This is a genomic window from Peribacillus sp. FW305-BF15 (assembly GCF_058783805.1).
Genome location: NZ_JBYSYV010000008.1, coordinates 49,651 through 67,213, shown reverse-complemented (window position 1 = coordinate 67,213; position 17,563 = coordinate 49,651). Strand labels below are relative to the sequence as shown.

The following is a 17,563-nucleotide window of genomic DNA, read 5'->3' as shown; positions in this document are numbered from 1 at the left end:
TATCAAATTTACCGAAGCTGCAAGTAATTTAAAGGAAATATTGAAGAGGTGCAAATATGAAACAAAGTATGACGTTGATCCCTACATTGAGGGAAGTGCCTGCAGATGCTGAAATCAAAAGTCATCAGCTGCTATTGCGTGCAGGATTTATGAGACAAAATTCCAGCGGGGTTTATAGTTTTATGCCGCTTGGAAAAAAGGTGCTTCAAAAGGTTGAGGCGATCGTTAGGGAAGAACTGGAAAATGCAGGTGCAGTGGAACTGTTGATGCCGGCTTTACAACAAGCTGAATTCTGGCAGGAATCTGGACGCTGGTATACTTATGGTCCAGAGTTGATGCGGCTTAAGGATCGCAACAACCGTGAATTTGCGCTTGGTGCCACGCATGAAGAAGTGATAACCAGTTTAGTTCGCGATGAGGTGAAATCCTATAAGCGTCTTCCATTGACGGTTTACCAAATCCAAACCAAATTCCGTGATGAAAAAAGACCGCGTTTCGGATTGTTGCGTGGACGTGAGTTCATCATGAAGGATGCTTATTCTTTCCATGCTAATCAAGAAAGCCTGGATGCTGTATATAAAAATTTATTTGCGGCATATTCGAATATATTTAGCCGTTGTGGGTTGAACTTCCGTGCGGTCATTGCCGATTCTGGGGCAATGGGTGGTAAGGATACACATGAATTCATGGTCCTGTCTGAAATAGGGGAGGATACCATCGCATATTCGGATACTTCCGATTATGCAGCCAATATTGAAATGGCACCTGTGAATGTAAAATATGAAAAAAGCAGCGAAGAACAAATTGCACTTGAAAAAATTCATACACCGGGTCAAAAATCGATAGAAGAAGTTGCTGCATTCCTGAATACCGATGCAGCGAAACTAATAAAATCATTATTGTTTAAAGTGGATGAAAAGTATGTGCTAGTTTTGGTACGAGGAGATCATGAAGTCAATGATATCAAGCTGAAGAACTTCTATAACGCTTCAATCGTTGATTTGGTCGATCCAAATGAGACGAAGGAAGTCTTGGGATGTGCAATTGGATCTCTTGGACCTATAAATGTCACTTCTGATGTGGAAGTGGTTGCGGATCTTGCCGTCGAAGCCATGGTTAATGGAGTTTGTGGTGCAAATGAGGAAGACCACCATTATGTGAACGTCAATCCCGCTCGTGATTTTAACGTGGCCAATTATATAGATCTTCGTTTCATCCAAGAGGGCGACCCATCGCCCGACGGAAACGGAAAAATTAAATTTGCCAAAGGAATTGAGGTGGGCCACGTATTCAAGCTGGGAACAAAATATTCCGAAGCTATGAATGCGACATTCCTGGATGAGAATGGACGGTCGCAGCCAATGATCATGGGATGTTATGGTATTGGGGTTTCCCGTACACTTGCAGCTGTCGCTGAACAATTCAACGATGAAAAAGGATTGGTCTGGCCAAAGAATTTGGCGCCATACCAAGTCCATTTGATTCCAATCAATATGAAGGATGAGGCTCAGTCTGCCCTGGCAGAAGATTTATATAAAGATTTAAAGGTACAAGGCATGGAAGTTCTAATGGATGATCGTCAAGAACGTGCCGGCGTAAAATTCGCAGACTCCGACTTGATCGGTCTTCCTGTCAGGGTGACTGTTGGTAAAAAGGCATCCGACGGAATTGTCGAAGTGAAAATTCGCAAAACGGGTGAGGTTCTTGAACTTGAAAGAGCTGAACTAACTCAAAAGCTTCACGAAATACTGGGATAATTTAAAAATGGGGGAACTAGGCATCATTCAATTGGATGATGCCTTTCCTTTTCATGGATTTGGATACTAGTGAAACATTCATGATATGTTATAATAGCCTCTGATATCAAAACGAAAATGCTAGTGAATAATATCTAAAGAGATAGTAGATAGGGGAGAGAGGGAATGGATCAAAATCCAAATAGCGGTAGAGAGAGATTTCAACTCTTGCTCCAGCAAATGGACTTGACCGAGGATGCCTTTGTGAATTATTTCATAGGTGCCGAAATTGATAAACTCTCAATCGAGAGGGAGTCCAAAACATGGCATTTTGCCTTTAATATACCTGCATTGATTCCTTGCAGTGTTCATACAAGACTTGCTACACATCTGGCAAGTACGTTTTCCCATATTGCAAAGGTCACATTCAACTTGAATGTGGCCAATCCGCAAGTGACCGAACAATTGGTAAAAGAGTATTGGAAAAACTGCATTGGGGAGCTTGAAGGCATGTCTCCAGCACTGTTATCGCTCCTGAATGAACAAGTGCCAACGGTAAATGGATATAAGCTTATCGTAAGCGCCCGAAATGATACGGAAGCTGGTCAGCTGAAACGAAAATACTCCGGCATCATTTCGAATATCTACCAAACATTCGGTTTTCCTCCGTTGACACTTGAAGCGGAAGTGAAGGAAACGGTGTCGAATCCTGATTACCAAAAGTTTTTGGAAGAGAAACAAAAGGAAGACGCGGAAAAGGGACTTGCTGCGCTAGTGGAAATGCAGAAGAAAGAATCGGAAAAAGGCGGCGACGATGGCGTCTACGAAGGACCGGTTAAAATTGGCTACACGATTAAAGAAGATGCGGATTTCCGCAGAATCGAACAAATTATCGATGAAGAGCGCAGGATTGCTATCGAAGGCTTCGTATTTGATGCAGAAGTGCGTGAGTTGCGAAGCGGACGAAGCCTGTTGACATTTAAAGTCACGGATTATACGAGCTCGATATTGGTCAAAATGTTTTCGCGTGATAAAGAAGATGCTGCCATACTTGCCCGAGTGAAAAAAGGGATGTGGGTACGTGCCCAAGGCAGCATTCAAAATGATACATTCGTACGTGACCTTGTAATGATCGCAAATGATATAAATGAAATTTCTAAACAAGGACGGCAGGATAAGGCCCCGGAAGGAGAAAAGCGTGTAGAACTGCATATGCATACCCCAATGAGCTCGATGGATGCAGTGACACCTACTTCAGCGCTTGTTGCCCAAGCTGCAAAGTGGGGGCATAAGGCTGTTGCCATTACAGATCATGCGGGAGCACAATCATTCCCTGAAGCTTATAGTGCCGGGAAAAAGAATGGTATCAAAATCCTTTATGGCGTCGAAGTGAATCTTGTAAATGATGGTGTACCCATCGTTTATAATGAGGCGCATATCCCTTTGGCAGATGCAACCTATGTTGTGTTTGACGTAGAGACGACGGGTCTGTCAGCCGTTTATGATACGATCATTGAATTTGCTGCAGTCAAAATCCGTGACGGGGACATCATTGATCGATTCGAGTCATTTGCTAATCCGCATCACCCACTATCCAATACGACGATAGAATTGACTGGAATCACTGATGATCTTGTAGAAAATGCTCCAGAAGTCTCGGAAGTGCTGGAAAAGTTCAAGGAATGGGCGGGCGATGCAATCCTGGTTGCCCACAACGCAGCCTTCGATATGGGGTTTTTGAATATAGGTTATAAAAACTTGGGTTATCCTAAAGCTTCCAATCCTGTGCTTGATACATTGGAACTTGCCCGTTTCTTATATCCGGAGTTTAAAAATCACCGGTTAAATACACTATGTAAAAAGTTCGATATTGATTTGACCCAGCATCATAGGGCCATTTATGACGCCGAAGCTACAGGTTACCTTATGCTGAAGATGCTGAAGGATGCAATGGAAAAGGAGATTACCCATCATGATCAACTTAATGACAATATGGGTAAAGGAAATGCTTACCAGCGTTCCCGGCCGTCCCATTGTACGTTGATCGCGCAAACACAGGCGGGGTTAAAAAACCTTTTTAAATTAATTTCAATATCACACATCGATTATTTCTATCGTGTGCCCCGATTACCGCGCTCACAACTTAAAAAGTATCGTGAAGGAATCCTGGTCGGATCGGGATGTGATAAAGGGGAAGTTTTTGAAGGGATGATGCAGAAGGGTTTTGAGGAAGTCGTCGATATCGCCGAATTCTACGATTATCTTGAAATCCATCCGAAGGAAGTGTATCAGCATTTGATTGAGCTTGAATATGTAAGGGATGATAAATCATTAGAAACGATCATCTCCAATATCGTCAAGCTTGGTGAAAAGCTGGACAAGCCAGTCGTAGCCACGGGAAATGTGCATTATTTGGATCCGAATGATAAAATTTACCGTAAAATCCTTGTGAATTCACAAGGCGGCGCGAACCCGCTGAATCGTCATAAGCTTCCTGACGTACATTTTCGGACAACAGATGAAATGCTGCGGGAATTCTCCTTCCTCGGTTCCGAGAAAGCCAAAGAGGTCGTGGTAACCAACACGAATAAAATCGCTGATATGATTGAAGAAATCAAGCCAATCAAGGATGAGTTATACACACCTAAAATTGAAGGTGCAGATGAAGAGATGCGTGAAATGAGTTATGGCATGGCAAGGAAGATTTATGGGGAAAACCTGCCGGAAATCGTGGAAGCCCGTCTTGAGAAAGAATTGAAAAGCATCATCGGCCACGGTTTTGCCGTTATTTATTTAATTTCCCACAAGCTTGTTAAAAAATCATTGAATGATGGTTATCTAGTTGGCTCAAGGGGATCGGTTGGATCATCTTTCGTTGCCACCATGACTGAAATTACAGAGGTGAACCCTCTTCCGCCGCATTATGTATGTCCTGAGTGCAAGAAATCCGAATTCTTCAATGACGGTTCCGTAGGTTCCGGGTTTGACCTGCCCGATAAAGACTGTCCGGATTGTGGCATCGCTTATACAAAAGACGGGCATGATATCCCGTTTGAAACTTTCCTTGGATTTAAAGGGGATAAGGTTCCGGATATCGACTTGAACTTCTCCGGTGAATATCAGCCGAAGGCCCATAACTATACGAAGGTCTTATTCGGTGAAGAATATGTATATCGTGCCGGAACGATTGGTACGGTCGCTGAAAAAACGGCTTATGGATATGTAAAAGGGTATTCCTCTGATAATAATATCCATATGCGCGGAGCCGAGACCGATCGCCTTGTTGCCGGTTGTACTGGTGTGAAAAGGACGACTGGACAGCACCCGGGCGGAATCATCGTCGTTCCGGATTATATGGATATCTATGATTTCACACCAATTCAGTTCCCTGCGGATGACCGGAATTCAGAGTGGAAAACAACTCACTTTGATTTCCATTCCATTCACGATAATATTTTGAAACTTGATATACTTGGACACGATGATCCGACAGTAATCCGGATGCTTCAAGATTTAAGTGGCATCGATCCAAAGACCGTTCCTACCGATGATCCGGAAGTAATGAAAATATTCAGCAGTACTGAATCTTTAGGAGTTACCGAAGAACAGATCATGTGTAAAACGGGTACGCTTGGCATCCCGGAATTTGGTACGCGTTTTGTCCGGCAGATGCTTGAAGATACGAAACCTACGACTTTTTCCGAGCTTGTTCAGATTTCAGGCCTTTCCCACGGTACGGATGTATGGCTGAGCAATGCACAGGAACTGATCCACAATCGGATCTGCACACTAAGTGAGGTTATAGGCTGCCGGGATGATATTATGGTCTATCTGATCTATCAAGGTCTCGATCCTTCCCTGGCGTTTAAAATCATGGAATCTGTACGTAAAGGGAAAGGGCTCTCAGAGGAATTCGAAGAGGAAATGAGGAAAAATGAGGTGCCGGAATGGTATATCGATTCATGTAAGAAGATTAAATACATGTTCCCGAAAGCCCATGCTGCAGCTTACGTCTTAATGGCTGTCCGGATTGCCTATTTTAAAGTGCATCTGCCCTTATTATACTATGCGGCCTATTTCACAGTACGTGCCGATGATTTTGAAATCGACGCCATGACACGGGGATCGCAAGCGATCAAAGCAAAAATGGAAGAAATCATGGTAAAGGGATTGGATGCATCCACTAAGGAAAAGAATACATTGACGGTTCTTGAACTAGCTTTGGAAATGTGTGAACGAGGATATTCATTCGCTAAAGTGGACTTGTACAAATCCAGTGCAGATCAATTCCTAATTGAAGGAAATACTTTGATTCCGCCTTTCAATTCGATACCTGGTCTTGGAACGAATGCGGCGATCAATATTGTCAACGCACGGGGAAATGGTGAATTCCTCTCTAAAGAAGACCTTCAACAGCGGGGTAAGGTTTCGAAGACCATCCTTGAATACCTTGATAAACAAGGCTGTCTGGAGTCATTGCCTGAACAAAATCAGTTATCTTTATTTTAAAAGAGGAAACGGATTTCAAAAAGGAAGAAACAGACATGATATTTGCATAAATATCTTGATTATGGTATATTTTTATTGGAAATACTAAGAGGAACCAATGGCAAGAGTGGGGAAACCCACTCTTTCGTGTTGTAATGACCATTTATTTTGAATCCGAAACCAAGCGCATACAACGCACGTATGGAGGAAACAAATGAGTAAAAAGGTAACGGAAGTCGTAGAGGAATTAGCATTACCAATTCTTGAAGAATTGCAGCTTGAATTAGTCGAAGTGGAGTATGTGAAGGAAGGTAAAAGCTGGTTCCTTCGAGTGTACATTGATAAAGAAACAGGCGTAGATATTGATGATTGCGGAAATGTGAGTGAAAAACTCAGTGAAAAGCTTGATGAGGTTGATCCGATTCCACAAAATTATTTTCTCGAAGTTTCATCACCCGGAGCTGAAAGGCCTCTGAAAAAAGAGAAGGATTTCCTTAATGCTATCGGTAAAAATGTTTACATAAAAACATACGAGCCCATTTTAGATGAAAAAGAATTCGAAGGAATCTTAACCAGTTTCGATGGTGAAGAAGTGACAATCGAAGTCAGAATCAAGACAAGAAAGAAAACGATCGTCATACCATTCGAAAAGGTAGCCAAAGCAAGATTGGCGATTACCTTCGCTTAAGTCAAGCAAATCATTAATTTAAATATCCGTAAGGGGGATCACCATGGGCAATGAGTTATTGGATGCTCTCTATATTTTAGAAAACGAAAAAGGAATTTCCAGGGAGGTTTTGATCGACGCGATTGAATCTGCCCTAATATCGGCATATCGCCGTAACTTTAACCAAGCACAAAATGTACGTATCGACTTGAATCTTGGTAAAGGAACAATGCGTGTATTTGCCAGAAAAGACGTTGTTGACGAAGTGTTCGATTCGCGTCTGGAAATTTCTGTTGAAGAAGCAAGAGCAATTGATCCCAACTATCAGTTAGATGATGTTGTCGAAATGGAAGTAACACCTAAGGATTTCGGCCGTATTGCTGCACAAACAGCAAAACAAGTCGTCACTCAAAGGGTGCGTGAAGCGGAACGGGGCATCATTTATGCCGAATTCATCGATCGTGAAGAGGATATCATGACTGGTATCGTTCAACGCCAGGATTCCCGATTCATTTATGTGAGCTTAGGTAAAATCGAGGCTTTGCTCCCGGTGAATGAGCAAATGCCGAATGAACAATATAAACCGCATGACCGCATTAAAGTTTTCATCACTAAAGTTGAAAAGACTTCCAAGGGTCCGCAAATTTTTGTATCCCGTTCACATCCTGGCCTTTTAAAACGTTTATTCGAAATCGAAGTGCCTGAAATTTTCGATGGAACAGTCGAGATCAAGTCAGTTGCCCGCGAAGCAGGCGACCGTTCAAAAATCTCCGTGCACTCCGATAACGAAGAAGTCGATCCTGTCGGTTCCTGTGTAGGCCAAAAAGGCCAGCGTGTTCAGGCCATCGTCAACGAATTGAAAGGTGAAAAGATCGATATCGTCAAATGGTCGGAGAATCCGGTCATTTTCGTTGCGAATGCTTTAAGCCCTTCAAAAGTACTTGAGGTCATTGTTAAAGAAGAGGAAAAGGCGACGACTGTAATCGTACCGGATTATCAACTCTCCCTGGCAATTGGTAAGCGTGGACAAAATGCCCGTTTAGCTGCAAAGCTTACAGGCTGGAAAATTGATATCAAGAGTGAAACGGAAGCCCGCGAAGCTGGTATATATCCTGTGGAAGAACAGGAATTCCTTTTGAGCAGAGATAGTTATGTTACTGAAGAGGAAACAGATTTCGAAGAGGATAACGAGTAATTCGAGGTGAAAAAAGATGAATAACCGAAAAAAAATCCCGATGCGTAAATGTGTGGCGACAGGCGAAATGAAGCCGAAGAAAGAACTCATTCGCATCGTTCGATCTAAAGAAGGGGAAGTCAGCCTGGATCCGACCGGTAAGAAATCTGGAAGGGGAGCTTATTTGACTCTTGATCGGGATGTTATCGAGCTGGCCAAAAAGAAAAATGTGCTGGCTAATCACCTTAGTACCCAAATCGATTCTTCCCTTTATGAACAATTGCTCGAATTAGTGAATAAGGAGAAAAACTAACACCATGACCCAACAACAACAATGGATGTCTCTATTAGGTTTGGCCAATCGAGCACGCAAGCTAATTTCGGGTGAAGAATTAGTGGTTAAAGAGATTAGAAGCGGTAATGCCAAAGTTGTTATTTTATCCGCGGACGCTTCAAAAAACACTGAAAAAAAAATATCTGATAAGTGCGCATTTTATCAGGTTCCTTTAAAAAGAGTCGAAAGCAGGTCATTGCTCGGCCATGCGATAGGTAAGGATGCTAGAGTTGCCGTCGCAGTTCTGGATGAAGGTTTTGCACAAAAACTCCGAACGCTGCTCGATTAAATTTTACGGGGGTGAACGTATGACAAAATTGCGTGTATATGAATATGCAAAACAAAAGAACGTTTCAAGCAAGGATGTAATAAATAAACTTAAAGAAATGAATATAGAGGTAACAAACCATATGACAGCATTAGACGATTCAACTGTAAATAAATTAAACGATTCAATCAAACCTAAAAACGAAGATAAAAGCCAAGAGCCAAAAGCTAACGCTACGGTTGCGAAGTACGAAGCCGAAGCGGATGAAAAGAGCACTGTCAATAAAGAAAAACTGAAGAAGAAACCACCAGTTAAACCTGTAGGGACGAAAAAACCAACTGGCGGCCAGTTCAACAAAGGTCGCAATAACAAGAATAAAAATAATAAACAAAGACAACAAGCGCCACAGGCACCTGTTACAAAACGTAAAGAAAGAGAACTTCCAGAGAAAATTACGTTTTATGAGTCTTTGACGGTTATGGAACTTGGAAAAAAACTTCACCGTGAACCTTCTGAAATCATTAAAAAGCTCTTTATGCTTGGTGTTATGGCAACAATCAACCAAACTTTGGATAAAGATGCAATTGAATTGATTTGTGCGGAATACGGTGTAGTGGCCGAAGAAGAGATTCGTGTCGATCTAACAGACCTTGAATCACTTGTCACTGAGGATGCTTCTGAAGATTTGATTGAACGTCCGGCTGTCGTGACGATCATGGGTCACGTTGACCATGGTAAAACGACATTGCTTGATTCTATACGCCATACAAAAGTCACTGAAGGCGAAGCGGGCGGAATCACTCAGCATATCGGTGCTTATCAAGTTAAAGTTAACGATAAGAAAATAACATTCCTTGATACACCAGGTCATGCTGCGTTTACAACAATGCGTGCCCGCGGTGCACAAGTTACCGATATCACCATTCTTGTCGTCGCTGCGGATGATGGCGTCATGCCTCAAACGATTGAAGCGATCAACCATGCTAAAGCGGCAGAAGTTCCAATTATCGTCGCTGTCAATAAGATGGATAAAGAAGCTGCCAATCCGGATCGTGTCATGCAAGAATTGACAGAACATGGTTTAGTTTCTGAAGCATGGGGCGGAGACACAATTTTCGTACCAATTTCAGCTAAGAACGGTGAGGGTATCGATAGCTTGCTTGAAATGATTCTTCTTGTCAGTGAAGTGGAGGAGTATAAAGCGAATCCATCTCGTAAAGCAAATGGAACGGTTATCGAAGCACGTTTGGATAAAGGGCGCGGATCGGTTGCCACATTGCTTGTTCAAAACGGAACGTTGAAAATCGGGGATCCGATCGTTATCGGTAATACATTCGGACGTGTTCGTGCGATGGTTAACGATCTTGGACGCCGTGTTAAGGATGCAGGTCCTTCAACACCGGTTGAAATCACTGGATTGAACGAAGTGCCGCAAGCCGGCGATCGTTTCATCGTCTTTGAAGATGAGAAAACGGCCCGACAAGTCGGGGAAGTGCGTGCACAGAGACAACTTGCTTCACAACGCAATGAGAAATCCCGTGTAACCCTAGATACTTTGTTTGAACAAATGAAAGAAGGGGAAATTAAAGAATTGAACATCATTCTAAAAGCTGATGTTCAAGGTTCTGCGGAAGCAGTAGCCGCTTCCCTGAATAAAATAGAAGTGGAAGGCGCTAAAGTGAAAATCATTCACACAGGCGTTGGTGCCATTACAGAGTCTGACATCATCCTTGCTACAGCTTCGAATGCAATCGTCATCGGTTTTAACGTCCGTCCTGACGTGAATGCGAAGCGTGCAGCTGAATCAGAAAATGTTGATGTCCGCCTACACCGCATCATCTATAAAGCGATCGAAGAGATCGAGTCTGCTATGAAAGGGATGCTTGACCCTGAATTCGAAGAAAAAATTATCGGTCAGGCTGAGGTTCGTACGACTTTCAAAGTATCCAAGGTAGGAACGATTGCCGGTTCTTACGTAACAGAAGGAAAAATTACACGTGATAGCGGAATTCGCTTAATTCGTGAAGGTGTCGTCATTTACGAAGGTGAAATTGATGCATTGAAACGTTTTAAAGATGATGTTAAAGAAGTGGCAACGAACTATGAGTGCGGTATTACGATTAAAAATTACAACGACCTTAAAGAAGGCGATGTAATTGAAGCGTATGTAATGGAAGAGATCGAACGTAAATGATCGTTGGCTCCGTCCAATGTGAATGCATCATCCATGACACCCATTCTTTAAAAGAAAAAAGGGCCGTGCTTCAGCGTGTCATGACACGGCTTAAGCAGAAGTTCAATATTTCTGTAGCAGAGACCGATTTTCAGGATTTATGGCAGCGGACAAAGATTTCAATCGTAACCGTAACATCCTCAAGGAAGGCTACTGAACGGGAACTTCAAAATGCCCTTAAATTTCTAGATTCTTTTCCGGAACTAGAGCGAACAATAACAGATATAGACTGGCTTTAGGCTATCGAGGTGATATTATGAGCCTTCGTTCAAATCGTGTTGGCGAACAAATGAAAAAAGAGCTGAGTGAAATTATCGGCCGAAAAATTAAAGATCCAAGAATCGGATTTGTTACAGTGACGGATGTCGCGGTTACAGGCGATTTACAACAGGCAACAGTTTATATTTCCGTTTTGGGTGACCAGGAACAAAGGGAGAAAACCCTGCAAGGTCTAGCTAAGGCAAAAGGATTCATGCGTTCAGAAATTGGGCAGCGAATCCGCCTGCGCAAAACCCCTGAGCTGTTTTTTGAATTTGATGAATCGGTCGATTATGGTAATCGTATCGAGTCGTTGATTTCCCAAATCAATTCAGAGGATAAACCGGCTGAAAAAGACGAGGAATAAGCAAGCAGTAAAAGGAGGCCGACTCAATAAGTGCTTTGCACTTCTTGAAGTCGGTCTCTTTTTTTTGAAACCGAATATGAAAAAAGGAAAAACACCTTTCGGGACAGGGTTCATAATCGTTTAAGGTGTTTTATAAAAGATGAGGTGAAAGCGTGAACGGTATTCTTCCATTATGGAAACCCAAGGGATTGACATCCCATGATTGTGTTTTTAAATTAAGAAAGATTTTAAAGACAAAAAAGGTTGGTCACACAGGTACTTTAGATCCTGATGTAACAGGGGTTTTACCTATTTGTATTGGCAGGGCAACAAAGATAGCCGAATATCTGACAGAAGCCGGTAAAGCTTATGAAGGAGAAGTGACCCTTGGTTTTTCAACGACAACTGAAGACGCAAGCGGAGAAAAAGTCGAAGAGAAAAAGATTGATCAAGTGATTCAGCGTAAACGGATTCTGGAAGTGCTTGAATCATTGACTGGAAAAATTGAACAGACGCCGCCGATGTTTTCAGCGGTAAAGGTGAACGGGAAGAAATTATATGAATATGCCCGTGCAGGGATAGATGTGGAGAGGCCGACAAGGGAGGTCACCATCTATGATATTACCCTTCTCGATGATCGTTCTGAATTTAAAGGGGAAACCATATCTTTTCGTTTTCGCGTAAATTGCAGCAAAGGAACGTATATTCGGACACTTGCAGTCATGATGGGTGAAGAACTGGGTTTTCCTGCTCATATGTCAGACTTGACGCGTATTGAATCAGCAGGTTTTAAGCAGGAGGACTGTTTCACATTTTCTGAAGTGGAAGAGTTCATGGAAAATGGTCAAACGGATGAATTTCTGTTGCCTTTGGAGCGGGGATTATTTCATTTGCCCAAATTTCAGATTAGTGATAAAGTAGCAAAGAAAGTACTTAACGGCGCGGTATTGGAACAAACAAAGGATGTTGTTGTTGAAAAAGGAATGCCATTTGTGATGGTCGATCCAGCAGATAAGGCCATTGCCATTTATCAAATACATCCGACAAAAGAGGGATTAATTAAACCTGTAAAAGTATTGGCACAAGAAATATAGACCGTTTTACCGCCGGAAAGAGGAGATTGAAAGGTGAAAGTGATCGCAATAGAGCATCCTCATCAATTTAATACGGATGATTTTCCCGAGCTTGTAATGGCGCTTGGATTTTTTGATGGCATACATAAAGGCCATCAAATTGTCATTCAAACCGCCAAGCAAAAAGCCGATGAAATGAATCTTAAGTCAGCAGTCATGACATTTGACCCGCATCCTTCTGCAGTACTGGGTAGGAAAACGGAAAATATCCGCTATATCACTCCACTTGAAGATAAGGTGGATATCATAGAGTCGATGGGGATCGATTATTTATTCATTGTCCATTTCAGCAAGGAATTTGCTTCGGTACTGCCGGAACGGTTCGTTGACGAATACATTGCCGGGCTGAATGTCCGTCATGTAGTTGCAGGCTTTGATTATTCATACGGTCGCTATGGTCAAGGGTCGATGGAAGATTTGCCTGTTTACGCACAGGGCAGATTTTCGCAGACAGTCGTTGCAAAACAGACACTTGAAGATGAAAAGGTTAGCTCGACGAGAATCAGGGAAACTCTCGGTAATGGCAACTTCTCCGACTTTTATCATTTGGCTGGACGACGCTATTTAACGAAAGGTCATGTCGTTCACGGTGAAAAGCGGGGCAGGAAGTTGGGTTTCCCCACCGCTAATATTGAAGTAAGTGACGATTATATCTTCCCTGCTGCAGGCGTGTATGCCGTCAGGATCAAAATAAGCGGTAAATGGTATAACGGGGTTTGCAATGTCGGATACAAACCTACGTTCCACGAGGAAAAACCTAAATATCCCACTGTAGAGGTCCATGCCTTGGAGTTCTCGGGAGATATTTATGGCAACCAGGTTTCGGTTGAATGGCATACAAGACTTCGTAGTGAGCAGAAATTTTCCGGACTTGAAGCATTGGTCGCACAGATCGAAACGGATAAGCAAAATGCAATAGCCTATTTTGCAAAGCTTGAAGCATAAAAGACAAGACTTGCAATTTTGCTGAAAAACATGTATTCTATTGTATGTATGAGAATAACCATTGCTTGGCTAGTCGAGACTCCGACGCTGGCTCGGTAATTGGTGATTTTACAGAATTTTAGGAGGAATAATAACATGGCAATTACACAAGTACGCAAAAACGAACTTATCGCAGAATTCAGAACTCACGATACTGACACTGGATCTCCAGAAGTTCAAATCGCAGTATTAACAGAAGAAATCAACAACTTGAACGATCACTTACGCACACACAAAAAAGACCACCATTCACGTCGCGGTCTTCTAAAAATGGTAGGTAAACGTCGTAATCTTTTAACTTACCTACGTAACAAAGACGTTACTCGTTACCGTACACTAATTAACAAATTAGGTCTACGTAGATAATTTTTTCAGGAAGGCGGGAAATTTCCCGCTTTTTTGGTGTTAATCAAATGATTTGGACGTGTTCTACTTAAGGCTGGGCCTTCGTCCTTGGGACTCGGCAGGAGCCGGGTCCTTTTCCATTTATAAATGATCAGGATATACATAATCAAATTTTTATTCATTTTACTGTTAATGCTTGTTTTTTTCGTGCATAATAGGAATAGTTTGGTTTTAACTCGAGTTTAGTTACTTTCACATATAAATGATTTAATCCAATACAGGTTTAGGTAAACTAAGCCTCTAAGTGAAGATTCAGAGAGGGGTTTAATAAATGGGACAGGAAAAACATACGTATTCATTTGACTGGGCCGGCCGTAATGTAACGGTAGAGATAGGGCAATTAGCCAAACAAGCGAACGGGGCAGTTTTAGTCCGTTATGGAGAAACTGCTGTATTAAGTACTGCGACAGCTTCGAAGGAACCTAGAAATGTTGACTTCTTCCCTTTGACAGTCAACTACGAAGAAAGACTTTATGCAGTCGGTAAAATTCCGGGAGGCTTCATCAAACGTGAAGGACGACCGAGTGAAAGAGCAATTCTTGCAAGCCGTTTAATCGATCGTCCAATCCGTCCGCTTTTCGCCGATGGCTTCAGGAACGATGTTCAGATCATCAGCATGGTCATGAGTGTCGATCAAGATTGCTCTACGGAAATGGCAGCCATGCTAGGTTCTTCCCTTGCACTTTCAGTTTCCGATATTCCGTTCGAAGGTCCGATTGCTGGAGTTGTAGTGGGGAGAATCAATAATGAATTCATTATTAACCCTACTGTTGACCAATTAGCTAAAAGTGACATCAATCTGACGGTTGCCGGCACTAAAGATGCCATCAACATGGTTGAAGCCGGAGCGAATGAAGTACCAGAGGAAACAATGCTTGAAGCAATCATGTTCGGACATGATGAAATCAAGAAGATCATTGCATTCCAAGAGAAAATCGTTGCTGAAATCGGCAAGGGAAAAATGCAGGTCACTTTATACCAAGTGGATGCTGAACTGGAAGCAGAAGTGAAAGGCCTATGTGAAGCAGACTTGAACAAAGCTGTACAAGTTCAGGAAAAACATGCTCGTGAAGACGCGATCAAAGCAGTAAAAGATCGTGTATTGGTTCATTATGAAGAAGAAACTAATGAAGAAAAATTAAAGCAAATTAAAGAAATCCTTAATAAATTGGTTAAATCCGAAGTCCGCCGTTTGATCACGGAAGAAAAAGTGCGCCCGGATGGCCGTAATCCTGACGAAATCAGACCATTATCATCTGAAGTCACCATTCTGCCCCGTACACATGGTTCCGGATTGTTCACACGCGGACAAACCCAAGCACTATCCATCTGTACATTAGGTGCACTTGGTGATGTGCAGATTCTGGACGGACTTGGGACCGAAGAGTCAAAACGTTTTATGCATCACTATAATTTCCCGCATTTCAGTGTAGGTGAAACTGGTCCTATCCGTGGGGCAGGACGCCGTGAAATCGGTCACGGTGCACTTGGTGAAAGAGCATTGGAGCCTGTCATTCCAAACGATAAAGACTTCCCATATACAATCAGACTTGTATCTGAAGTCCTTGAATCGAACGGATCAACATCACAAGCAAGTATCTGTGCAAGCACTTTGGCAATGATGGATGCCGGAGTTCCATTGAAAGCTCCAGTTGCCGGTATTGCCATGGGCCTAGTCAAATCAGGTGAGCACTATACAATCTTAACGGATATTCAAGGTATGGAAGATCATCTGGGAGACATGGACTTTAAAGTCGCAGGGACTTCAAAAGGTGTTACTGCCCTACAAATGGATATTAAGATTGAAGGACTTTCAAGAGAGATTCTTGAAGAAGCTTTACTTCAAGCCAAACATGGCCGGATGCACATTTTGGAATCAATGATGTCAACGATCAATCAACCGCGTGAGCAGTTATCCAAATATGCTCCAAAAATCGTTACAATGTCCATAAATCCGGATAAGATCCGTGATGTCATTGGACCGAGCGGAAAACATATCAACAAAATCATTGAAGAAACTGGCGTGAAAATCGACATCGAACAAGATGGAACGGTATTCATATCTTCCACTGATGAACCAATGATTCAAAAAGCGAAGAAAATCATTGAAGATATCGTACGTGAAGTCGTAGTGGGCGAACTATACTTAGGTAAAGTTAAACGTATCGAAAAGTTCGGTGCCTTCGTTGAAATCTTCAATGGTAAAGACGGTTTGGTACATATTTCTGAACTGGCTGAAGAAAGAGTCGGAAAAGTGGAAGATGTCGTTTCACTTGGCGATGAATTATTGGTCAAAGTCACTGAGATCGATAAGCAAGGAAGGGTTAACCTTTCCCGTAAAGCAGTCTTGAAAGAGCAAAAAGAGGCAGCCAACCCTTCTCAATCGTAATGAAAAATAGAAATCCGGCATGCGATTCCTTGTGAATCTGCATGCTTTTTTTGTTTAAAGGTATTGGAATATCCATTGGGAGAATGGCGTCAAAAGGATGTCATGTTCTACCTTGTCCGTTTTCTTCATACATTTTGGTATGAAGGGGGCGTAAAAAATGAATAATAAATGGAAGCAGATAGTTGCGATAAGTGCCATTGCAGGTATATCATGGTTATTAGTGCAAAATCCATATACACAAATTTATTTGACCCAATTAACCGATGATTCAGTTGCTTCTATGAAGCAAGAAGACGAGCTTCTTTTACAAATAAAAGAATTAACAAAAAAATATGAGATTGCACCACAGGATGCACGAATAGATTCTGTTTGGAAAACCGTTCCTGCATATAACGGCATGAAGGTAAATATTGATGATTCGTATAAAGCCATGAAGAAGGAGGGCGTGTTCGATAAGAATAAGCTGGTATTTCAGCAGGTCCCTGCAAAGATACATATGGAGGATCTGGAGCCGGCGCCCATTTACCGGGCCCATCCCGAAAAGCCAGTGGTATCATTTTTAATCAATGTGGCCTGGGGGAATGAATACCTACAAGATATGTTGGCCGTGTTAAAAAAGAATAATGTTAAGGCCACGTTTTTCCTTGAAGGTAATTGGACCAAGAAAAATCCAGAATTGGCCAAGATGATTAAGGGTGGCGGGCACGAAATTGGAAATCATTCTTATTCACATCCAGATATGAAAAACATATCCGCACAAGCTACACGTGAGGAAATTCGAAAAACGAATGAAGTCATTGAAGCTGTGACAGGTTTGAAAATGAAATGGTTCGCACCACCAAGTGGAAGCTACCGGGATGAAACGGTGAAAATCGCGGATTCTTTCGGTATGGAGACCGCCATGTGGAGTGTGGATACGATCGACTGGCAAAAGCCAAGCCCTGAAGTCCTTCAACAAAGAGTGCTTTCTAAGGTACACCCTGGAGCATTTATATTGATGCATCCGACTGAATCTACTGCAAAATCATTGGAAACGTTAATAATTGAAATAAAAAAGAAAGATTTAGATGTTGTTACCGTTTCGGAAGCAGTAGATGAAGAGCGATCGAATCCATAATGTATTGGTAACGATATCAGCATAGAATGAT

14 protein-coding genes are annotated in these 17,563 nt (G+C 42.2%); all 14 read left to right on the top strand.

Annotated features, from left to right (window positions below):
• The first annotated feature begins 56 nt into the window (after positions 1–56).
• The 14 genes from AC3WLU_RS10220 (at position 57) to AC3WLU_RS10155 (ending at position 17,532) form a co-directional block, all read left to right on the top strand.
• Complete coding sequence (locus AC3WLU_RS10220; RefSeq protein WP_492597222.1) at positions 57–1,757, top strand: proline--tRNA ligase; 1,701 nt, start codon at positions 57–59, stop codon at positions 1,755–1,757.
• 165 nt (positions 1,758–1,922) lie between these two features.
• Positions 1,923–6,245, top strand: a complete 4,323-nt coding sequence (locus AC3WLU_RS10215; RefSeq protein ID WP_413008829.1) for a PolC-type DNA polymerase III — start codon at positions 1,923–1,925, stop codon at positions 6,243–6,245.
• Positions 6,246–6,438: 193 nt separating this feature from the next.
• Positions 6,439–6,912, top strand: a complete 474-nt coding sequence (gene rimP / locus AC3WLU_RS10210; protein ID WP_057278399.1) for a ribosome maturation factor RimP — start codon at positions 6,439–6,441, stop codon at positions 6,910–6,912.
• Positions 6,913–6,955: 43 nt separating this feature from the next.
• Positions 6,956–8,086: a transcription termination factor NusA gene (gene nusA / locus AC3WLU_RS10205; RefSeq protein WP_057278398.1), complete on the top strand. Its 1,131-nt coding sequence runs from the start codon at positions 6,956–6,958 to the stop codon at positions 8,084–8,086.
• Between the two features lie 16 nt (positions 8,087–8,102).
• Positions 8,103–8,378 carry an RNase P modulator RnpM gene (gene rnpM, locus AC3WLU_RS10200; RefSeq protein WP_034313617.1) on the top strand — a complete coding sequence of 92 codons (276 nt, stop codon included), beginning with the start codon at positions 8,103–8,105 and terminating at the stop codon, positions 8,376–8,378.
• A 4-nt stretch (positions 8,379–8,382) separates the two neighbouring features.
• Positions 8,383–8,688, top strand: a complete 306-nt coding sequence (locus AC3WLU_RS10195) for a YlxQ family RNA-binding protein (protein ID WP_034313614.1) — start codon at positions 8,383–8,385, stop codon at positions 8,686–8,688.
• 19 nt (positions 8,689–8,707) lie between these two features.
• Complete coding sequence (infB, locus tag AC3WLU_RS10190) at positions 8,708–10,861, top strand: translation initiation factor IF-2 (RefSeq protein WP_413000437.1); 2,154 nt, start codon at positions 8,708–8,710, stop codon at positions 10,859–10,861.
• Positions 10,858–11,139 carry a DUF503 domain-containing protein gene (locus tag AC3WLU_RS10185; protein ID WP_034313609.1) on the top strand — a complete coding sequence of 94 codons (282 nt, stop codon included), beginning with the start codon at positions 10,858–10,860 and terminating at the stop codon, positions 11,137–11,139. The genes infB and AC3WLU_RS10185 overlap by 4 nt, the downstream gene beginning before the upstream one ends.
• A gap of 17 nt (positions 11,140–11,156) precedes the next feature.
• The gene (gene rbfA / locus AC3WLU_RS10180; RefSeq protein WP_034313607.1) at positions 11,157–11,525 is read left to right on the top strand and encodes a 30S ribosome-binding factor RbfA; all 369 of its coding nucleotides are present in this window, start codon (positions 11,157–11,159) and stop codon (positions 11,523–11,525) included.
• A 152-nt stretch (positions 11,526–11,677) separates the two neighbouring features.
• Positions 11,678–12,598, top strand: coding sequence for a tRNA pseudouridine(55) synthase TruB (gene truB, locus AC3WLU_RS10175; protein ID WP_095678838.1), 921 nt, complete (start codon positions 11,678–11,680; stop codon positions 12,596–12,598).
• Positions 12,599–12,631: 33 nt separating this feature from the next.
• Positions 12,632–13,582, top strand: a complete 951-nt coding sequence (gene ribF, locus AC3WLU_RS10170; RefSeq protein WP_057278396.1) for a bifunctional riboflavin kinase/FAD synthetase — start codon at positions 12,632–12,634, stop codon at positions 13,580–13,582.
• A 135-nt stretch (positions 13,583–13,717) separates the two neighbouring features.
• Positions 13,718–13,987, top strand: a complete 270-nt coding sequence (gene rpsO / locus AC3WLU_RS10165) for a 30S ribosomal protein S15 (protein ID WP_034313598.1) — start codon at positions 13,718–13,720, stop codon at positions 13,985–13,987.
• 310 nt (positions 13,988–14,297) lie between these two features.
• Positions 14,298–16,415 (top strand): polyribonucleotide nucleotidyltransferase, encoded by a 2,118-nt coding sequence (gene pnp, locus AC3WLU_RS10160; RefSeq protein WP_492597221.1) that lies wholly within the window; start codon positions 14,298–14,300, stop codon positions 16,413–16,415.
• 157 nt (positions 16,416–16,572) lie between these two features.
• Entirely contained in the window at positions 16,573–17,532 is a 960-nt protein-coding gene (locus AC3WLU_RS10155) for a polysaccharide deacetylase family protein (RefSeq protein WP_492597220.1), read from the top strand.
• The last annotated feature ends 31 nt before the right edge of the window (positions 17,533–17,563 follow it).

Excerpts from the sequence above, each read along its gene's own strand:
- AC3WLU_RS10220 (WP_492597222.1), top strand. The coding sequence starts at position 57 with ATGAAACAAAGTATGACGTTGATCCCTACATTGAGGGAAGTGCCTGCA.
- AC3WLU_RS10215 (WP_413008829.1), top strand. The coding sequence starts at position 1,923 with ATGGATCAAAATCCAAATAGCGGTAGAGAGAGATTTCAACTCTTGCTC.
- rimP (WP_057278399.1), top strand. The coding sequence starts at position 6,439 with ATGAGTAAAAAGGTAACGGAAGTCGTAGAGGAATTAGCATTACCAATT.
- nusA (WP_057278398.1), top strand. The coding sequence starts at position 6,956 with ATGGGCAATGAGTTATTGGATGCTCTCTATATTTTAGAAAACGAAAAA.
- rnpM (WP_034313617.1), top strand. The coding sequence starts at position 8,103 with ATGAATAACCGAAAAAAAATCCCGATGCGTAAATGTGTGGCGACAGGC.
- AC3WLU_RS10195 (WP_034313614.1), top strand. The coding sequence starts at position 8,383 with ATGACCCAACAACAACAATGGATGTCTCTATTAGGTTTGGCCAATCGA.
- infB (WP_413000437.1), top strand. The coding sequence starts at position 8,708 with ATGACAAAATTGCGTGTATATGAATATGCAAAACAAAAGAACGTTTCA.
- AC3WLU_RS10185 (WP_034313609.1), top strand. The coding sequence starts at position 10,858 with ATGATCGTTGGCTCCGTCCAATGTGAATGCATCATCCATGACACCCAT.
- rbfA (WP_034313607.1), top strand. The coding sequence starts at position 11,157 with ATGAGCCTTCGTTCAAATCGTGTTGGCGAACAAATGAAAAAAGAGCTG.
- rpsO (WP_034313598.1), top strand. The coding sequence starts at position 13,718 with ATGGCAATTACACAAGTACGCAAAAACGAACTTATCGCAGAATTCAGA.
- pnp (WP_492597221.1), top strand. The coding sequence starts at position 14,298 with ATGGGACAGGAAAAACATACGTATTCATTTGACTGGGCCGGCCGTAAT.
- AC3WLU_RS10155 (WP_492597220.1), top strand. The coding sequence starts at position 16,573 with ATGAATAATAAATGGAAGCAGATAGTTGCGATAAGTGCCATTGCAGGT.